This is a genomic window from Pseudomonas sp. Ost2, assembly GCF_018326065.1.
GTDB classification, from domain to species: domain Bacteria; phylum Pseudomonadota; class Gammaproteobacteria; order Pseudomonadales; family Pseudomonadaceae; genus Aquipseudomonas; species Aquipseudomonas gingeri.
The window spans coordinates 1949971-1967024 of the sequence record NZ_AP021904.1 but is presented as its reverse complement, the minus strand read 5'-3'; the positions used below and the strand labels follow the sequence as shown (position 1 = coordinate 1967024).

Sequence of the window (17054 nt, the reverse complement as noted above, 5' to 3'; positions counted from 1 at the left end):
AGTGACAACTACATCGTATGGGTGGGACGGTCGGACTTGAGGGCGCCGGCCAGATGGGTTTCGATCTTGCTGCGGGCGGTGTTGTCGCCGTCGTTGAACTGTACGCCGATACCTGCCGCGCGATTGCCCTGGGCGCCCTTGGGGGTGATCCAGGTAACCTTGCCGGCGACCGGGATTTTCTCCGGCTCATCCATCAGGTTGAGCAGCATGAACACCTCGTCACCCAACCTGTAGCTCTTGTTGGTGGGGATGAACAGGCCGCCGTTCTTGATAAAGGGCATATAGGCCGCGTACAGCACCGACTTGTCCTTGATGGTCAGGGACAGGATACCGTTGCGCGGGCCTGGACCAATGGGTTCGTTCATGCGGACTCCCGAAATGCAGATAACCCGATTCTAGGCGCTTGGTGGCCTGTACGGCTAGCTCGCCGGCAAAGCCGCCCACTGCACCAGCAAGGCTTCGAGCAACAGCACCCGGTTGAGGTTGGCCTTGCTCAGTACCTTCTGGCGCTGGGCGAGGATCCAGTCCTGGATATTCAGGACCTTTTCCTGCGAGGTTTTCTGCGCCAGGTACTGCACCACCTTGCGCATGTCGGGCAGCCCCAGGCCGGCTTCATCCTGGGTCAGTTGATAGCGCAGGATCAGGCTCGACCAGTCGCAGAACCAGTCGAACAGCAGCAACAGCGGAATGGCGTTCCAGCCCTCGGCCAGTTGCGTGGCCGACTGCTGTTGCTTGAGCAGTTTCTTCACGCCGTCCACCACCAGCGCCCGCTGTTCGCGCACGCCCTGGGCCTGCAGGCTGACCGCCGCCAGGGGCGAACCGGCCGCCAGGGTCAGCAGCTCGATGCGCTCCTCCTCGCTGCAATCGGGCAAGGCCCCGGCCAGCCACTCCAGGCTCATGGCCTCGCCCGGCAGCGGACAGGCCTGCTGCACGCAACGGCTGCGAATGGTCGGCAGCAGGCGACTGGACTGGTGGCTGACCAGCAGCAGCACGGTATCGCCGGAGGGCTCTTCGAGGCTCTTGAGCAAGGCGTTGGCGGCGTTGATGTTCATCGCCTCCACCGGCTCGATCAACACCACCTTGCGCCCGCCCAGTTGCGCGGTCTGGACCACGAAGCTGACCAGATCGCGCACCTGGTCGACCTTGATCGCCTTGTCCGCCTCTTCCGGCTCGAGGATGTAGTTGTCCGGGTGACTGCCCGCCGCCAGCAACAGGCAGGACTTGCAGTGACCGCAGGCATTGAGGCCGTCCGGGCTCTTGCACAGCAACAGCGCCATCAGGCGCTCGGCCAGGGCCCGCTTGCCGATCCCCACCGGACCATGGAGCAGATAGGCATGGGCATGCTGCGTGCGACCGGCCAGTTGCTGCCAGAGAGCGTCCTGCCAGGGGTAGGCTTCAGCCACGATGCCGCTCCAGGATCAGTGGCAGCAGGCTGTCCAGCGCTTGCTGGACTTGCGCCAGCGGCAAGGCGGCATCGACCAGGCGATAGCGCGCCGGGTCGGCTTCGGCACGCTTCAGGTAGGTGCTGCGTACCGCGTCGAAGAACACCCGCCCTTCCTGCTCGAAGCGATCCAGTCGACCCCGCGCACTGGCGCGGGCCAGGCCGATTTCCACCGGCAGGTCGAAGACCAGGGTAAGGTCCGGGCGCAGTTCGCCCTGGACGAAGGTTTCCAGGGTGGCGATGCGCTCCCGGGACAAGCCACGACCGCCGCCCTGGTAGGCATAAGTGGCATCGGTAAAGCGATCGCACAACACCACCGCCCCTCGGGCCAACGCCGGACGAATCACCTCGGCCAGGTGCTGGGCACGGGCGGCGAACACCAACAACAGCTCGGTGTCGGCACACATGCGTTCATCGCTCGGTGCCAGCAACAGCTCGCGAATGCGTTCGGCCAGGGGCGTGCCGCCCGGTTCGCGGGTCAGCAGCACATCGATGCCACGGGCACGCAACTGCTCGGCCAGGTATTCGCGATTGGTACTCTTGCCGGCGCCTTCCGGGCCTTCCAGGGTAATAAACAAGCCGGTCACAGGCAGTCCTTAATCAGAGTCATTGCGCGTCCTTCGTCTCGGGCGCGACGGAGTCCGGCGCGGGCGGCGCTTCGGTCGGTGCGCCGAGGGGCGCCGCCGCGGGTTCGGTGGTATCCGGAGCCGGCTTCGACTCGGCGCTGGGAACATCGGCACCGGGAACAACAGCCGGCGCGCCGGCGGGTGTCGTCACCGGTGCGGTAGCCGGCGCCGGGCTGGAACGATAATCCGCGCGGCGCTTGAGCTGGAACTCGCGCACCGCGTTGTTATGGGCGTCCAGGTCATCGGAGAAGACATGGCTGCCATCGCCCCGGGCGACAAAATACAGGCTGTTGCCCGCCACCGGGTTCAACGAGGCATGAATCGCCTCGCGCCCGACCATGGCGATCGGTGTCGGCGGCAAGCCGACGTTCATATAGGTATTGTAGGGATTGGCTTCGCGCAGGTGGGCGCGGGTCAGCTTGCCCGTGTAGCGCTCGCCCAGGCCGTAGATCACCGTCGGGTCGGTCTGCAGCAACATGCCGAGCTGCATGCGCCGTACAAAAACCCCGGCGATCTGGCCACGTTCCTGGGGCACGCCAGTTTCCTTTTCCACCAGCGAGGCCATGATCAGGGCCTGGTAAGGGTCGGTATAAGGCGCATCGGCCGAACGCTTTTCCCACTCCTGGGCCAAAACGTTCTGCAGGCGATCGTAGGCTTTTTCCAGCAGTTCGGCGTCGGTCATGCCGCGCACGAAACGGTAGGTATCAGGAAAGAAGCGCCCTTCCGGGAATACGTCCTTGTGGCCCAGCTTGCTCATGACTTCACTATCGCTGAGCCCGGCCAGGGTCTGCTGGAGTTTGTCGTTCTTGGCCAGGGCGCTGCGCACCTGGCGAAAATTCCAGCCCTCGACCAGGGTCAGGCTGTACTGCACCACTTCGCCACGCTGCCACAAGCCCAGCAGTGTGCGTATGTTCATGCCCGGGGTCAGGCGGTATTCGCCGCTGTGCAGTTGCACGCCGGCCAGGTTGAAGCGCCAGTACAGGCGCAGCCAGAACGCATCGCGCAGGGTGCCATCGGCCTCCATGCGATTGAAGGTTCCGGTAGGCGTCGCGCCGGCCGGCACGTCGAGCAATTGTTCCTGCGTCAGGTCGAGGGTCTGCTCCAGCGCCGAATGGATCTTCCAGGCCGATCCGCCCAGCACCAATCCCGCCAGCACCAGAACCGTCTGCAGCAGCACCAAGAATTTACGTCTCAATTCAAACATCCAATAACGCGCGGGCAATGCCTTGCAGTTTACGGGTGAGCGGACCCACCGACCAGCTCAGATCGGTAAAAGCCCGAACCGGCCAGACACCGTAGACGCTGTTACAGAGAAAGACTTCATCAGCTTGTCGGAGTTGTTCCAGGCTGATATCTGAAATATCCACCGGGATCGCCAGGGCACGAGCCTGGTCCAGCAGCTCGGCACGCATGACGCCGGCCACGCCGCAACGACTGAGGTCTGCGGTGAACAGCACGCCGTCGCGCACCAGGAACAGGTTGCTGAAGACGCCTTCGATCACCCGTCCGGCGCCATCGAGCATCAGCCCCTCCGCATACCTGGCATCCTGCCACTCGCCACGGGCGAGCACCTGCTCCAGCCGGTTGAGATGCTTGAGGCCGGCCAGCAAGGGTTGTTCGGACAAACGGGTGGCACAGGGAAAAAGCCGAATGCCTTCGTTCTGCAGGGCCGGCGGGTACACCGTCGACGGACTGCTCTGGAGAATCCTGCGGGGCACGGCATCAGCCACCGCGGCGTAACCGCGCTGGCTATCGCCACGGGTGAGGATCAGCTTGAGCACGCCCTCACCCATGGCGGCACTGTAGACCAGCAACTCGCTGCGAAGCAGCGGGTGATTGGCCGCCATGCCCAGGCGTCGACAACCGTCGAGCAGGCGTTGCAGGTGCCGTTCCAGCAAGAGCGGGCGCCCGGCTTTCACGGCAATGGTCTCGAACAGACCATCACCGTAGGCCAGGCCACGGTCCTTGAGCGGCAACGAATCAGCCGGCTGACCGTCGACCCAGCTTTGCATCACTCGGCGAACCGGCGGAACACCAGGGATCCGTTGGTACCGCCAAAACCGAAGGAGTTGGACAGCACCACGTCGATCGGCATGCGCCGCGCTTCGTGCGGTACGAAGTCGAGGTCGCAGCCTTCGTCCGGCTCGTCGAGGTTGATCGTCGGCGGAGCCACCTGGTCGTTGATCGCCAGGACGCTGAAGATCGCCTCGATCGCCCCGGCGGCACCCAGCAGGTGACCGGTCATCGACTTGGTCGAGCTGACCGCCAGCTTGTAGGCATGCTCGCCGAACACCGTCTTGATCGCCTGGGCTTCGGCGAGGTCGCCGGCCGCGGTGGAGGTGCCGTGGGCATTGACGTACTGCACCTGCTCGACATTCAGTTTCGCGTCACGCAGGGCATTGGCGATGCAACGCGCCGCACCGGCGCCGTCGGCGGGTGGCGAGGTCATGTGATAGGCATCGCCGCTGGTGCCGAAGCCGATCAGCTCGGCGTAGATGGTGGCACCACGCGCCTTGGCGTGTTCCAGCTCTTCCAGCACCAGCGCACCGGCACCGTCGGACAGCACGAAGCCGTCGCGGCCCTTGTCCCACGGACGGCTGGCACGGGTCGGCTCGTCGTTGCGGGTCGACAGCGCGCGCGAAGCACCGAAGCCGCCCATGCCGAGGCCGCAGGCGGCCATTTCGGCACCGCCGGCAATCATCACGTCGGCTTCGCCGTAGGCAATGTTGCGCGCCGCCATGCCAATGCAGTGGGTACCGGTGGTACAGGCGGTGGAGATGGCGTAGTTCGGCCCCTGGGCACCCAGGTGGATGGACAGGAAGCCGGAAATCATATTGATGATCGAGCCAGGCACGAAGAACGGCGAAATGCGCCGAGGCCCGGAATCATGCAGGGTGCGGCTGGTTTCCTCGATATTGGTCAGACCGCCAATACCCGAGCCCATGGCCACGCCGATACGTTCACGGTTGGCGTCGGTGACTTCCAGGCCGGCATTGCGCACCGCCTGAAAACCGGCTGCCAGGCCGTACTGAATGAACAGGTCGAGTTTGCGGGCTTCTTTGACCGACAAATATTCTTCGACGTTGAAGCCTTTTACCGAGCCGCCAAAACGGGTGGTATAGGCAGAAAGGTCTGTGTGTTCGATCAGACCAATGCCACTGCGGCCAGCCAGAATGCCCTGCCAGGTACTCGGAACATCCGTACCCAATGGCGACAACATCCCCATACCGGTGACTACGACGCGTCTACGCGACACAGCACTCTCCTTTATCCTGTTGACCACGCTTTGCCTCACGCCTAAAGAAAAAACCGCACGCCATGATGGCAGTGCGGTTTTTCCATGACAGCGGGCAACGATTACAAACTATTACGCCTGGTGGGCAGTAACGTAATCGATAGCAGCTTGTACGGTGGTGATTTTTTCAGCTTCTTCGTCAGGGATTTCGGTCTCGAATTCCTCTTCCAGAGCCATCACCAGCTCAACGGTGTCAAGGGAGTCGGCACCCAGGTCTTCAACGAAGGAAGCAGTGTTGACCACTTCTTCTTCCTTGACGCCCAGTTGCTCGGCAACGATTTTCTTGACGCGTTCTTCGATGGTGCTCATACCTTGTTTTCACTCCTAATGGAAAAATTCAGGCAGCTGGCCGGTGGGTAAGTGTATAGAAAGGCTTTTCAGCTTTTCAACCGAAAGCTTCAGCCTTCGTCCCCCTTTGCCCTCTGCCCATCAATAAGTTGCAGCTTTATAACGGATTTTAGACAGCTGGTATGACATTTTTTTGAAGCAATCCGTCACATTTGAATTACATGTACATCCCGCCGTTCACCGGGATTGTAGCCCCAGTAACGTAAGCCGCACCGTCCGAAGCCAGAAAAGCGACCACTTGCGCGATCTCCTGGGCCTGGCCCAGACGGCCCAGCGGAATCTGCGTCAGCAGGGCTTCACGCTGTGCCTCAGGCAGTTCGCGGGTCATATCGGTGTCGATGAAGCCTGGAGCAACCGAGTTTACCGTAATCGACCGCGAGCCGACTTCACGCGCGAGCGCGCGACTGAAACCTTCGAGGCCGGCCTTGGCTGCCGCGTAGTTTACTTGGCCTGCGTTGCCCATGGCACCCACAACCGAGCCAATATTGATAATTCGGCCCCAGCGCGCCTTGGTCATGCCGCGCAGGACGCCCTTGGACAGGCGGAACAGACTGTTGAGGTTGGTATCGACCACGTCGTACCACTCATCGTCTTTCATGCGCATCATCAGGTTATCGCGGGTGATACCGGCATTATTGACCAGGATCGCCGGCGCACCGAACTGCTCGGTAATGCTGGCCAGGACCGCGGCCACGGACTCGTCGCTGGTGACATTGAGTTCCAGGCCGGTGCCTTGAATACCATTTTCCTTGAGGGTCGCGGCAATGCGCTCGGCACCCGAGGCGGATGTCGCGGTACCGACGACCACAGCCCCCAGGCGACCCAGCTCGAGGGCGATGGCTTGGCCGATACCACGGCTGGCGCCGGTGACCAGTGCAACTTTACCTTGCAGACTCATGCAGGCTTCTCCTAATTCAGGCCTGCGCCGCGCGCGTGGCGGCGAAGGCATCCGGGGTATTCAGGTTGGAGGTGTTCACGCCGTCGGCGCAACGCTTGTTCAGGCCGGCGAGGACCTTGCCCGGGCCACACTCGACCAGTTCGGTCGCGCCCTGGGCCGCCAGGTACTGCACGGATTCGACCCAGCGGACCGGCTTGTAGAGCTGTTCCAGCAGGTCGCGCTTGAGGGTGGCGAGATCGGCGGCGACGCCGGCGCTGACATTCTGCACCAACGGGATCTGCGGTGCCTGCCAGTCGATGGCGGCCACCGATTCGGCGAAGCGCTCGGCCGCCGGACGCATCAGCTCGCAATGCGACGGCACGCTGACCGGCAGCGGCAGCGCGCGCTTGGCGCCCTTGGCCTTGCAGGCTTCCATGGCGCGTTCGACAGCGGCCTTGGCCCCGGCGATCACCACCTGGCCCGGCGAGTTGAAGTTTACCGCGCTGACCACTTCGCCCTGGGCGGAGTCGGCACAGGCGGCAACCACGTCGGCATCTTCCAGGCCGAGGATCGCCGCCATGGCGCCCTGCCCGGCCGGCACCGCTTCCTGCATGAGCTGACCGCGGCGCTCGACCAGACGAACGGCATCGGCCAGGCTCAGGCTGCCGGCGGCAACCAGTGCGCTGTATTCACCCAGGCTGTGGCCGGCGACATAGGCCGGGCGCTTGCCGCCTTCGGCCAGCCACAGGCGCCACAGGGCCACCGAAGCGGTGAGGATCGCCGGCTGGGTCTTGTCGGTCTGATTGAGCTGCTCTTCCGGCCCCTGCTGGGTCAGTGCCCAGAGGTCATAGCCCAGGGCCTCGGAGGCCTCGGCGAAGGTTTCCAGGATCAGCGGGTACTGCGCGCCCAGCTCGGCCAGCATGCCGAGGGACTGCGAGCCCTGTCCTGGAAAGACGAATGCGAGGGAGGTAGACATGAAACGAGCCCCTAATGATCTTGTCGTCGGAGAGTTGAGGTCCCACCATGGGAACGCCAGAAATTCTTGATTGAATGCCTCAGTTGGATGGCTCGTTGAACCGAGCGGTCACATTTAAGCATTTGCCGGGCAAAACGCCTAAAGCAACAGATCCTCCAGGCGCCCGTGCAGGCGTTCGGGGAGGTTTTCCTGAATCTCGATCAGGGCCCGCTGGATGGCGCTCTGCAAGCCCTGCACGCCCGCCGAGCCGTGACTCTTGACGACAATGCCCTGCAAGCCGAGGAAACTCGCGCCATTGTGACGCGCCGGTGCCAGGTCGGCCTGCAGGCGCTTGAGCAAAGGCAAGGCCAGAACACCGACCACCCGCGAAGCCAGGTTGCGACGGAACAACGCCTCGATCCGCGCCGCGATCATGGTCGCCAGGCCTTCGCTGGACTTGAGCAGGATATTGCCGACAAAGCCGTCGCAAACCACCACATCGGCCTCGCCGCGGTACAGTCCGTCACCCTCGACGAAACCGATATAGTTCAGCCCGCGGGCCTCCTGCAGCAGGCCGGCCGCCAGCTTGACCTGCTGGTTGCCCTTGATGTCTTCGGTGCCGACATTCAGCAAGGCCACCCTCGGCCGCACGACACCGAGGGCCTCGGCGGCCACCGAGCCCATCACCGCGAACTGGAACAGGTGCTCGGCACTGCAGTCGACATTCGCCCCGAGGTCGAGCAACTGGCAATAACCACGCCGGGTCGGGATCGCCGCCACCATCGCCGGCCGATCGATGCCCGGCAAGGTCTTGAGCACATGACGCGACAGGGCCATCAGCGCACCGGTATTGCCGGCACTGACCACCGCCTGGACCTTGTCGTCACGCAGCAACTGCAGCGCCACCCGCATCGACGAGTCCGGCTTGCCACGCAAGGCCTGGGACGGCCGCTCATCCATGGTGATGACCTCGGCCGCCGGGACAATCGTCAGGCGCGCGCGATCAACAGCCGGATAGCCAGCAATCAATTCATCAAGGAGGGAGGGTTGACCGACAAGGGTCAGGTGCAGCGAGGGTGTAGCGGACAGGCAGGCAATACTGGCCTGGACAATGCTGCGGGGACCGAAGTCCCCGCCCATTGCGTCGATCGCGATGATCTGAGCGGACAAGATTTACTCGTCAGCGCCCTTGTCGATCACTTTACGGCCACGGTATACGCCTTCTGGCGATACGTGGTGACGCAGGTGAACTTCACCGGTGGTCTTTTCCACGGACAGGGTGCTAGCCTCGAGAGCATCGTGGGAACGACGCATGTCACGGGCGGAGCGGGATTTTTTGTTCTGCTGAACAGCCATAATTGATTAACTCCTAAACGTTTGGGTCACGCTTTAACTGCGCCAATACACTGAACGGGTTGGACCGCGTTACCTCGTCCTCGCTCGGCTCAGGCTCTTCGAGCCCGTCCGGCTGCTGGCATTCTTCCGGATGATGAGCAGGCACAATGGGCAAGGCGAGCAGAAGCTCTTCCTCGATCAACGCCTGCAGATCCAAAGGATCTTCGCCCAGTTCCAGCACGTCATAACCTTTCGGCAACGACTGGGTATTCGCACCCTCCTTCACCACAGCATAACTGCATTCGCTGTGAATCGGCAGGGTGACCAGCTCAAGACAACGCTGGCAAACCATCTTGACTTCGGTGTCGATAAAGCTGTGGATAACCACAGACTTACGTTCATCTCGTTCAAAAACGAATTTGGCCTGCACCGTACCGACGTTGTCGGAAAGCGGGTCGCAGAGTCTCTCCAAATCAGCCAGCAGCAGTTCACCTTGAAGGGTGGTGCCACGGTCAGCTAATTTGCGCGGGTCAACGTGAGGTGGAATCGGGTCATTCAACATAGGCGCAGCATTATAGGGATGCACCCGCCCATGTCAAAGGAAATTCAGCCCTGTCCGTCAGCTTCGCCTCTGGATAGAATCGCCGGCTACCCTCAGGAGAAGCCCATGCTGCCGTTGTTACTCGCCTCCAGCTCGGTTTACCGCCGGGAATTGCTCGACCGCCTGCGCCTGCCTTTTACCTGCAGCTCGCCCGACATCGACGAGAGCCACCAGCCCGGCGAATCCGCCGAGGCCCTGGTCAGGCGCCTGGCCGAAGAAAAGGCCCGCGCCCTGTCCGCCAGCCATCCGCGACACCTGATCATCGGCTCGGACCAGGTCGCCGTGCTCGACGGGCGCATCATCGGCAAGCCCCACACCTTCGACAAGGCCCGCGAGCAACTGCTGGCGGCCAGCGGTGCCCGCGTGACCTTCCTCACCGGCCTGGCCCTGCTCAACAGCCAGAGCGGCCACTGCCAGGTCGACTGCGTGCCCTTTACCGTACACATGCGTCGTCTCGACCCGGCACGCATCGAACGCTACCTGCGGGCCGAACAACCCTACGACTGCGCCGGCAGCTTCAAGGCCGAGGGCCTGGGCGTCAGCCTGTTCCAGCGCACCGAGGGGCCCGATGCCACCAGCCTGGTCGGCCTGCCACTGATTCGCCTGGTGGATATGTTGCTGGCCGAAGGGGTCGAGATTCCCTGAGGCGGGACGCGGAGCGTCCAGGGCGGCATTCCCACGCGGAGCGTGGGAACGATCGAAAGCGGACGGGGAGCGTGGGAACGATCGAAAGCGGACGGGGAGCGTGGGAACGATCGAAACGCCCAATAAAAAACCGGCCCTCACAGGCCGGTTTTTTCATGTCGCGCAAATCATCAGCGCAAGGTCGGCCCCTGGAAGCCCATCCACATGGCCAACTGCTCGGCCACGCTGGCACCGAGCTTTTTCGAGAAGCGGTCGAAAGGCGACTCCTGGACCGTGAAGTCCACCAACTCCTTCTCGCCGATCACGTCACGGGCCACGGAACTGGCGCTGCCCAGGCCGTCGATCAACCCCAGGGGCAAGGCTTGTTCACCAGACCAGACCAGCCCGGAGAACAGCTCGGGATGCTCCTTGTCCTTGAGACGATCGCCACGCCCTTTCTTGACGCTGTCGATGAACTGGTTGTGGGTGGTATCCAGCACGCCCTGCCAGAACCGGGTCTCATCGGCTTTCTGCGGCTGGAACGGATCGAGGAACGACTTGTGCTCACCCGAAGAGTAGGCACGACGCTCGACGCCGAGCTTCTCCATGGTGCCGACAAAGCCATAGCCCGCCGCTGTCACACCGATGGAACCGACCAGGCTGGCCTTGTCCGCGTAGATCTGGTCAGCCGCGCTGGCGATGTAGTACGCCCCCGAGGCACCGAGATCGGAAATCACCGCATAGAGCTTGGTATCCGGGTGCAGGCCACGCAGGCGACGGATTTCGTCATAGACATAACCCGACTGCACCGGACTGCCGCCCGGGCTGTTGATACGCAGGATGATCGCCTTGACCTTGGGATCCTTGAAAGCCTCGCGCAGGCTGCTGACGATATTGTCGGCACTGGCCGACTCCTTGTCCGCGATCACCCCGCGCACCTCGATCAGGGCGGTGTAGTGGGCACCGCGACCGGCGCTCTTTTCCATGTCCATCAGCGGCGAGAACATCAGCAGCGCGACCAACAGGTAGGCAAAGGTCAGCAACTTGAAGAAAATCCCCCAGCGCCGCGCCCGACGCTGCTCCTGGACGCCCGCCAGCAGCGTTTTTTCCAGCAGTTTCCAGCTTTTATCGTCGCCCTCGGCGGCACTCGCCTTGGGCGGTGCGCCCCACTCATCTGCCATGCGTGCTCACCCCAATAGACTCAATGGGCCTGGCGATTCAGCCAGGCATGCAATTCAGGAAAACCATCGATCGCCAAACGCGGCTCGAACACTCGCAACTCATCCAGCGACAAAGCGCCGTAGCCGACCGCCACGCTGTCCATGCCGGCATTACGCGCCATCTGCAGGTCAAACGCCGAATCGCCGACCATCAGCGCCTGGGACGCCGGCACGCCACAGTGGGCAAGAATCTCTTCGAGCATCAACGGATGCGGCTTGCTCGCGGTTTCGTCGGCGGCCCGGGTGATATCGAAGTAATCCAGCCAGCCATGCGCCTTCAGCACCCGATCCAGCCCGCGACGGGCCTTGCCGGTCGCCACGGCCAACTGGTAGCCCGCGGCGCGAAATGCCTCCATGGACTCCACCACGCCCGGGAACAACGGCGAAGGCACCGCCTCCAGGGCAATGTAACTGTCGGCATAGTGCTGGCGAAAAATGACCAGCTCTTCGTCGGAAATACTCGGATAGAGGGTACGGATGGCTTCCGGCAAGCCCAGGCCGATAATCCCCTTGACCGCCGGATCATCGCGCTTGGGCCAGCCGGCCCGTTCGGCCGCCTCGCCCATCGCCTGGACAATCCGACCAATGGAATCGGCCAGGGTGCCGTCCCAATCGAAAATCAGCAGCTTGTAATCAGACCGCACTCAACCGCTCCACCGTCTTGGCCCACATTTCATCCACCGGCGCCTGCAACTTCAGCTCGCCGCCATCGGGCAACGGCACGGTCAGCATGTAGGCGTGCAGGAACAGGCGCTTGCCACCCAGGTCGCGAATCTCCTTGGTGAAACCCTCCTCGCCGTACTTGCTGTCACCGGCGATGCAATGGCCGGCGTGCAAGGTGTGCACGCGAATCTGGTGGGTCCGGCCAGTCACCGGCTTGGCTTCGACCATCGTGGCGAAGTCGCCGAAGCGGCGCAGGACCTTGAACACCGTCAAGGCCTCCTTGCCCTCCTCGTTGACCTCGACCATGCGCTCGCCGGAACGCAGGTTGCTCTTGAGCAACGGCGCCCGCACCTGCTTGAGGGCGGTGTCCCAGCGGCCACGGACCAGCGCCATGTAACGCTTGTCCACGCCATCGCCGCGCAATTGCTCGTGCAGATGGCGCAGCATGCTGCGTTTCTTGGCGATCATCAGCAGGCCGGACGTGTCACGGTCCAGGCGGTGCACCAGTTCCAGCTCCTTGGCGTCCGGGCGCAACTGGCGAAAGGCTTCGATCACGCCGAAATTCAGGCCGCTGCCGCCATGCACGGCAATGCCGGCCGGCTTGTTGATCACGATCAGCGCCTTGTCCTCGAACACGATCGAGGCCTCCAGGCGCTGCAACAGGCCCTGGGCCAGCGGCACAGGCTCGTCGCGCTCGGGAACGCGCACGGGAGGAACTCGAACGATATCTCCAGCCTGCAGCTTGTACTCGGGCTTGATCCGCCCCTTGTTCACTCGCACTTCGCCTTTACGCAAGATGCGGTAGATCAAGGTCTTGGGCACGCCTTTGAGCCGGGCGAGAAGAAAATTGTCGATGCGTTGGCCGGCATATTCCGGCGAGACCTCAAGCAGTTGGACGCCTGGGGTCGGGGGGGTAGTCGTCGTCATGCCGCGAATGATAACAATTTTTTATGGAATTGAAGCACTTAATCATTGCTGCTATAGTCGCGAACGCCGCCAAAAGCGGCCGGACAGAGGAACAACGGCAAACAGCCGACCCTGACCAACGCAATTCATCAGGACGCGAGGCCGTCCTACGGGGCTTTCGCTACACATGGCAGGTTCGTGATTGTAACGAGCGCAGGTGACATGAGGCCTGAAGCGAGCCGGGAAACTGAGTAACCACTCGTCATCCCGAGCCGATATTCACGGCCAGTTCACAAAGTGCAGTCAGTCGCAGGACAAGCCCGAGCGAGAGTGCCGGAAACAACGCCTGATTAGCCATGATGCGTGAACTCCCCTTTCGGCGTTCACGGTAAATGCCAACCCGCTGCGGATTCTGCGCGCGGCAGCACCCGAATTATCAGGGATACGTGTAGGGTGGAGATGCACAACCGTCGGACTGTGTAGCATTAGGCTTGTTCAAGACGCTTCATATCGTCCACACCCGCGGTTGATTCCTCCTCCTGACTCAGTTTTGCTTAAGCGGTGCTTATGCCACCACAGCAAGCAGGAAGCGTCAGTCGCGACTTCGCCTGAAGGTCGAAATCTCGCTAGACACTGGAGTGGCCAACCACTCCTGACGCACCTGACACCGACCGTGAGAAGTCGTGTGTGCCGAACGCCGTTTCCGGCAGCCCGGAAACCGACGGTACTACATGAAAAGAATGCTGATTAACGCAACTCAACCCGAAGAGTTGCGTGTTGCACTGGTAGACGGCCAGCGCCTCTACGACCTGGATATCGAATCCGGTGCACGCGAGCAGAAGAAGGCCAACATCTATAAAGGCCGGATTACTCGCATCGAACCAAGCCTCGAGGCTGCCTTTGTCGATTTCGGCTCTGAGCGCCACGGCTTCCTGCCGCTGAAAGAAATCTCCCGCGAATACTTCAAGAAGTCCCCTGAAGGCCGCGTCAATATCAAGGACGTCCTGAGCGAAGGCCAGGAAGTCATCGTCCAGGTCGAAAAAGAAGAACGTGGCAACAAGGGCGCCGCCCTGACCACCTTCATCAGCCTGGCCGGTCGTTACCTGGTCCTGATGCCGAACAACCCGCGTGCCGGCGGCATTTCCCGTCGCATCGAAGGCGAAGAACGCAACGAACTGCGTGAAGCGCTGAACGGCCTGGTGGCACCTGCCGACATGGGCCTGATCGTGCGCACTGCCGGCCTGGGCCGCAGCAGCGAAGAAATGCAGTGGGACCTCGACTACCTGCTGCAACTCTGGACCGCGATCAAGGAAGCGTCCCTGGATCGTTCCGCACCTTTCCTGATCTACCAGGAAAGCAACGTGATCATCCGCGCCATCCGCGACTACCTGCGCCAGGACATCGGCGAAGTGCTGATCGACAGCGTCGAGGCCCAGGACGAAGCCCTGACCTTCATCCGCCAGGTGATGCCGCAGTACGCCAGCAAGATCAAGCTGTACGAAGACAGCGTCCCGCTGTTCAACCGCTTCCAGATCGAAAGCCAGATCGAGACCGCCTTCCAGCGCGTTGTCGAACTGCCTTCCGGCGGCTCCATCGTGATCGATCCGACCGAAGCCCTGGTGTCCATCGACATCAACTCGGCACGCGCCACCAAAGGCAGCGACATCGAAGAAACCGCGCTGCAGACCAACCTGGAAGCCGCTGAAGAAATCGCCCGCCAGCTGCGCCTGCGCGACATCGGCGGCCTGATCGTGATCGACTTCATCGACATGACCCCGGCCAAGAACCAGCGCGCCGTGGAAGAAAAAGTCCGCGAATGCCTGGAAGCCGACCGTGCCCGCGTGCAAGTCGGTCGCATCTCGCGCTTCGGCCTGCTGGAAATGTCCCGTCAGCGCCTGCGTCCGTCCCTGGGCGAAAGCAGCGGCATCGTCTGCCCACGCTGCAACGGCACCGGCATCATCCGTGACGTCGAGTCGCTGTCCCTGGCGATCCTGCGCCTGATCGAAGAAGAAGCCCTGAAGGACCGCACCGCCGAAGTCCGCGCCCAGGTGCCGATCCCGGTTGCCGCGTTCCTGCTCAACGAAAAACGCAACTCGATCACCAAGATCGAACTGCGCACCCGTGCCCGTATCGTGATCCTGCCGAACGATCACCTCGAGACGCCGCACTTCGAAGTGCAACGTCTGCGCGACGACAGCCCGGAGGCCCACACCAACCAGTCCAGCTACGAAATCGCCGCTGCCGCTGCCGAAGTCGAGGAAGTCCAGCCGGCCGCCGCGACCCGCACCCTGGTTCGCCAGGAAGCCGCGGTCAAGACCGCCCCGGCCCGCGCCAACGCGCCGGTGCCGACCGAAGTGGTCGCCCCGGTGGCTGCCGCCCCGGCTCCGGTTGCCGAGCCAAGCCTGTTCAAGGGCCTGGTGAAGTCCCTGGTCAGCCTGTTCGCCACCAAGGAAGAGCCGGTCGCACCGGTCGTGGTCGAGAAACCGGCCGCCGAGCGCCCAGCCCGCAACGAAGAGCGCCGCAACGGTCGTCAGCAGAGCCGCAACCGTAATGGTCGCCGCGATGAAGAACGCAAGCCGCGCGAAGAGCGTGCGCCACGTGAAGAACGTGCACCGCGTGAACCACGCGAGGAACGCGCACCACGCGAAGAGCGTGTCCCACGTGAAGCCCGCGAGGAACGTGCACCACGCGAAGCCCGTGAAGAAACCCCGGCCGTAGCCCGTGAGGAACGCGCACCGCGCGCTCCACGCGAAGAACGTGCACCGCGTGCCCCACGTGAAGATCGCAAGCCACGTGGCGAGCGTGAAGAACGCGTGCGTGAACTGCGCGAACCGCTGGATGCCACTCCGGCAGTCGGCGCTGTCGCCGGTGCCGCTGCCGCGGTTGTCGCTGAAGAGCGTCCGGCCCGTGCCCCACGAGAAGAGCGCCAGCCACGTGCACCGCGTGAAGAACGCCAGCCACGCGCCGAACAGGCCGCCGCGGTCGGTGAAGAAGAGGAAGTGCTGCAGGGCGAAGAGCAACTGCAGGACGATGGCCAGGACAACGCCGAAGGTGGTGATCGTCCACGCCGTCGCTCCCGCGGCCAGCGTCGTCGCAGCAACCGTCGCGAGCGTCAGCGTGATGCCAACGGCAATGTGATCGAAGGCTCCGAAGAAGGCGGCGAAGGCAATCAGGGCGAAGCCAGCACTGACGAACTGGCTGCCGGCCTGGCCGTGACCGCTGCTGTCGCCAGCAGCGTGATCAGCGCCCCGGCTGAAGCCGAAGCGCACCAGCAGGCTGAACGCGCTACCGCCGCCGTCGAAGAAGCCCCGGCCGTCGAAGCGCCTGTGGTGGAAGCGACGACTCCGGTAGAAGCGGTTGCTGCCCCGGAAGTGGAAGTGGCTCCGGTTGTCGAGGCCGCCCCGGTGGTCGAAGCGCCGGCTGAGCCCGCCGTAGCTGCCGAACTGCCAGTGTTCGTGGCACCTGAGCCAGCAGTCGAAACCCCGGTTGCTGAAACAGCGGTTGAAGAAGCACCTGTGGTCGCCGCACCGATCATTGAAGCAGCAGTCGTTGAAGCCGCGGTCGAGAAAGCTCCGGAGCCCGCCCAGGAGGTCCAGGCGACCTTCGAATGGTCCGCTGAACCAGCCGTCGTCGAAGCCGCTCCGGCGCCAGTCGCCGAACCTGTGGTTGCCGAACCGGTTGCCGCCGAGCCTGTAGTGGCTCAACCGGCTCCGGTCGAAGCGCCTGTGGTTGCCGAAGTCGCCGCGCCAGTGGTGGAAGAAGCACCGGCAGTGGTCGTGTCCAGCAATGGCCGCGCGCCGAACGACCCGCGTGAAGTGCGTCGCCGCAAGCGTGAAGAAGAAGCCCGCAAGGCTGCCGAACTGGCTGCCGCAGCCGCGGCTCCTGCCGTGGAAGCGCAGGTGACTGCCGAACCGGTTGCCGAGGTTGTCCAGGAGGCCGCTCCGGCGCCTGCTGTACACGCTGAAAGCGAACCGGCTGCGCCGACCATCGACGAGAACCTGCAATCCGTCGAAGAAGTGATCGAGCACACGCCAAAAGCCCTGGAAGAAGCCCACGAGCCTAAACCCCTCGCCTGACTCCGGCGGTAATTGAAAAGCCCCGCCTGCAGCGATGCAGGCGGGGCTTTTTTTATGCGCCGGGAACGTGATGCGCCGAGGACGTGG

General features: G+C 63.0%; 17 protein-coding genes. 2 read left to right on the top strand and 15 right to left on the bottom strand.

Annotation, left to right across the window (positions count from 1 at the left end; genetic code table 11):
• Positions 1–8: 8 nt before the first annotated feature.
• The 12 genes from KI243_RS08755 to KI243_RS08700 form a co-directional block, all read right to left on the bottom strand.
• A complete protein-coding gene (locus KI243_RS08755; RefSeq protein ID WP_017126409.1) occupies positions 9–365 on the bottom strand; it encodes a PilZ domain-containing protein in 357 nt (118 codons plus the stop codon).
• Positions 366–419: 54 nt separating this feature from the next.
• Complete coding sequence (locus KI243_RS08750; protein ID WP_212810697.1) at positions 420–1403, bottom strand: DNA polymerase III subunit delta'; 984 nt, start codon at positions 1401–1403, stop codon at positions 420–422.
• Entirely contained in the window at positions 1396–2028 is a 633-nt protein-coding gene (tmk, locus tag KI243_RS08745; RefSeq protein ID WP_017126407.1) for a dTMP kinase, read from the bottom strand. Before tmk ends, KI243_RS08750 begins: the two co-directional genes overlap by 8 nt.
• A gap of 19 nt (positions 2029–2047) precedes the next feature.
• Positions 2048–3262, bottom strand: coding sequence for an endolytic transglycosylase MltG (gene mltG / locus KI243_RS08740; RefSeq protein ID WP_212810696.1), 1215 nt, complete (start codon positions 3260–3262; stop codon positions 2048–2050).
• 1 nt (position 3263) lies between these two features.
• Positions 3264–4079 carry an aminodeoxychorismate lyase gene (gene pabC, locus KI243_RS08735; protein ID WP_017126405.1) on the bottom strand — a complete coding sequence of 272 codons (816 nt, stop codon included), beginning with the start codon at positions 4077–4079 and terminating at the stop codon, positions 3264–3266.
• Entirely contained in the window at positions 4079–5323 is a 1245-nt protein-coding gene (fabF, locus tag KI243_RS08730) for a beta-ketoacyl-ACP synthase II (RefSeq protein ID WP_103033032.1), read from the bottom strand. The genes pabC and fabF overlap by 1 nt, the downstream gene beginning before the upstream one ends.
• Before the next feature lie 111 nt (positions 5324–5434).
• The gene (gene acpP, locus KI243_RS08725) at positions 5435–5671 is read right to left on the bottom strand and encodes an acyl carrier protein (RefSeq protein WP_007987170.1); all 237 of its coding nucleotides are present in this window, start codon (positions 5669–5671) and stop codon (positions 5435–5437) included.
• 196 nt (positions 5672–5867) lie between these two features.
• Positions 5868–6608, bottom strand: a complete 741-nt coding sequence (fabG, locus tag KI243_RS08720) for a 3-oxoacyl-ACP reductase FabG (RefSeq protein ID WP_017126403.1) — start codon at positions 6606–6608, stop codon at positions 5868–5870.
• 16 nt (positions 6609–6624) lie between these two features.
• Positions 6625–7563 carry an ACP S-malonyltransferase gene (gene fabD / locus KI243_RS08715; RefSeq protein ID WP_042935394.1) on the bottom strand — a complete coding sequence of 313 codons (939 nt, stop codon included), beginning with the start codon at positions 7561–7563 and terminating at the stop codon, positions 6625–6627.
• A 138-nt stretch (positions 7564–7701) separates the two neighbouring features.
• Positions 7702–8712, bottom strand: a complete 1011-nt coding sequence (gene plsX / locus KI243_RS08710; protein ID WP_177085139.1) for a phosphate acyltransferase PlsX — start codon at positions 8710–8712, stop codon at positions 7702–7704.
• 3 nt (positions 8713–8715) lie between these two features.
• Positions 8716–8898, bottom strand: a complete 183-nt coding sequence (gene rpmF, locus KI243_RS08705) for a 50S ribosomal protein L32 (RefSeq protein WP_003179396.1) — start codon at positions 8896–8898, stop codon at positions 8716–8718.
• Positions 8899–8911: 13 nt separating this feature from the next.
• The gene (locus tag KI243_RS08700; RefSeq protein ID WP_083875327.1) at positions 8912–9439 is read right to left on the bottom strand and encodes a YceD family protein; all 528 of its coding nucleotides are present in this window, start codon (positions 9437–9439) and stop codon (positions 8912–8914) included.
• Between the two features lie 105 nt (positions 9440–9544).
• Here KI243_RS08700 and KI243_RS08695 point away from each other — a divergent pair, with 105 nt between their 5' ends.
• On the top strand, positions 9545–10123 hold the full coding sequence (locus KI243_RS08695) for a nucleoside triphosphate pyrophosphatase (RefSeq protein WP_178992148.1): 579 nt from the start codon (positions 9545–9547) through the stop codon (positions 10121–10123).
• Positions 10124–10293: 170 nt separating this feature from the next.
• Here KI243_RS08695 and KI243_RS08690 read toward each other — a convergent pair whose 3' ends face one another.
• Genes KI243_RS08690 through rluC form a run of 3 tightly spaced genes read right to left on the bottom strand, consistent with a single transcriptional unit; the run spans position 10294 to position 12912 of the window.
• Positions 10294–11283: a S49 family peptidase gene (locus KI243_RS08690; RefSeq protein WP_178992149.1), complete on the bottom strand. Its 990-nt coding sequence runs from the start codon at positions 11281–11283 to the stop codon at positions 10294–10296.
• A 20-nt stretch (positions 11284–11303) separates the two neighbouring features.
• Positions 11304–11966, bottom strand: coding sequence for an HAD-IA family hydrolase (locus KI243_RS08685; RefSeq protein ID WP_177085142.1), 663 nt, complete (start codon positions 11964–11966; stop codon positions 11304–11306).
• On the bottom strand, positions 11956–12912 hold the full coding sequence (gene rluC / locus KI243_RS08680) for a 23S rRNA pseudouridine(955/2504/2580) synthase RluC (protein WP_017126395.1): 957 nt from the start codon (positions 12910–12912) through the stop codon (positions 11956–11958). Before rluC ends, KI243_RS08685 begins: the two co-directional genes overlap by 11 nt.
• Positions 12913–13622: 710 nt before the next feature.
• Here rluC and rne point away from each other — a divergent pair.
• Positions 13623–16967 carry a ribonuclease E gene (gene rne, locus KI243_RS08675; protein WP_177116413.1) on the top strand — a complete coding sequence of 1115 codons (3345 nt, stop codon included), beginning with the start codon at positions 13623–13625 and terminating at the stop codon, positions 16965–16967.
• The last annotated feature ends 87 nt before the right edge of the window (positions 16968–17054 follow it).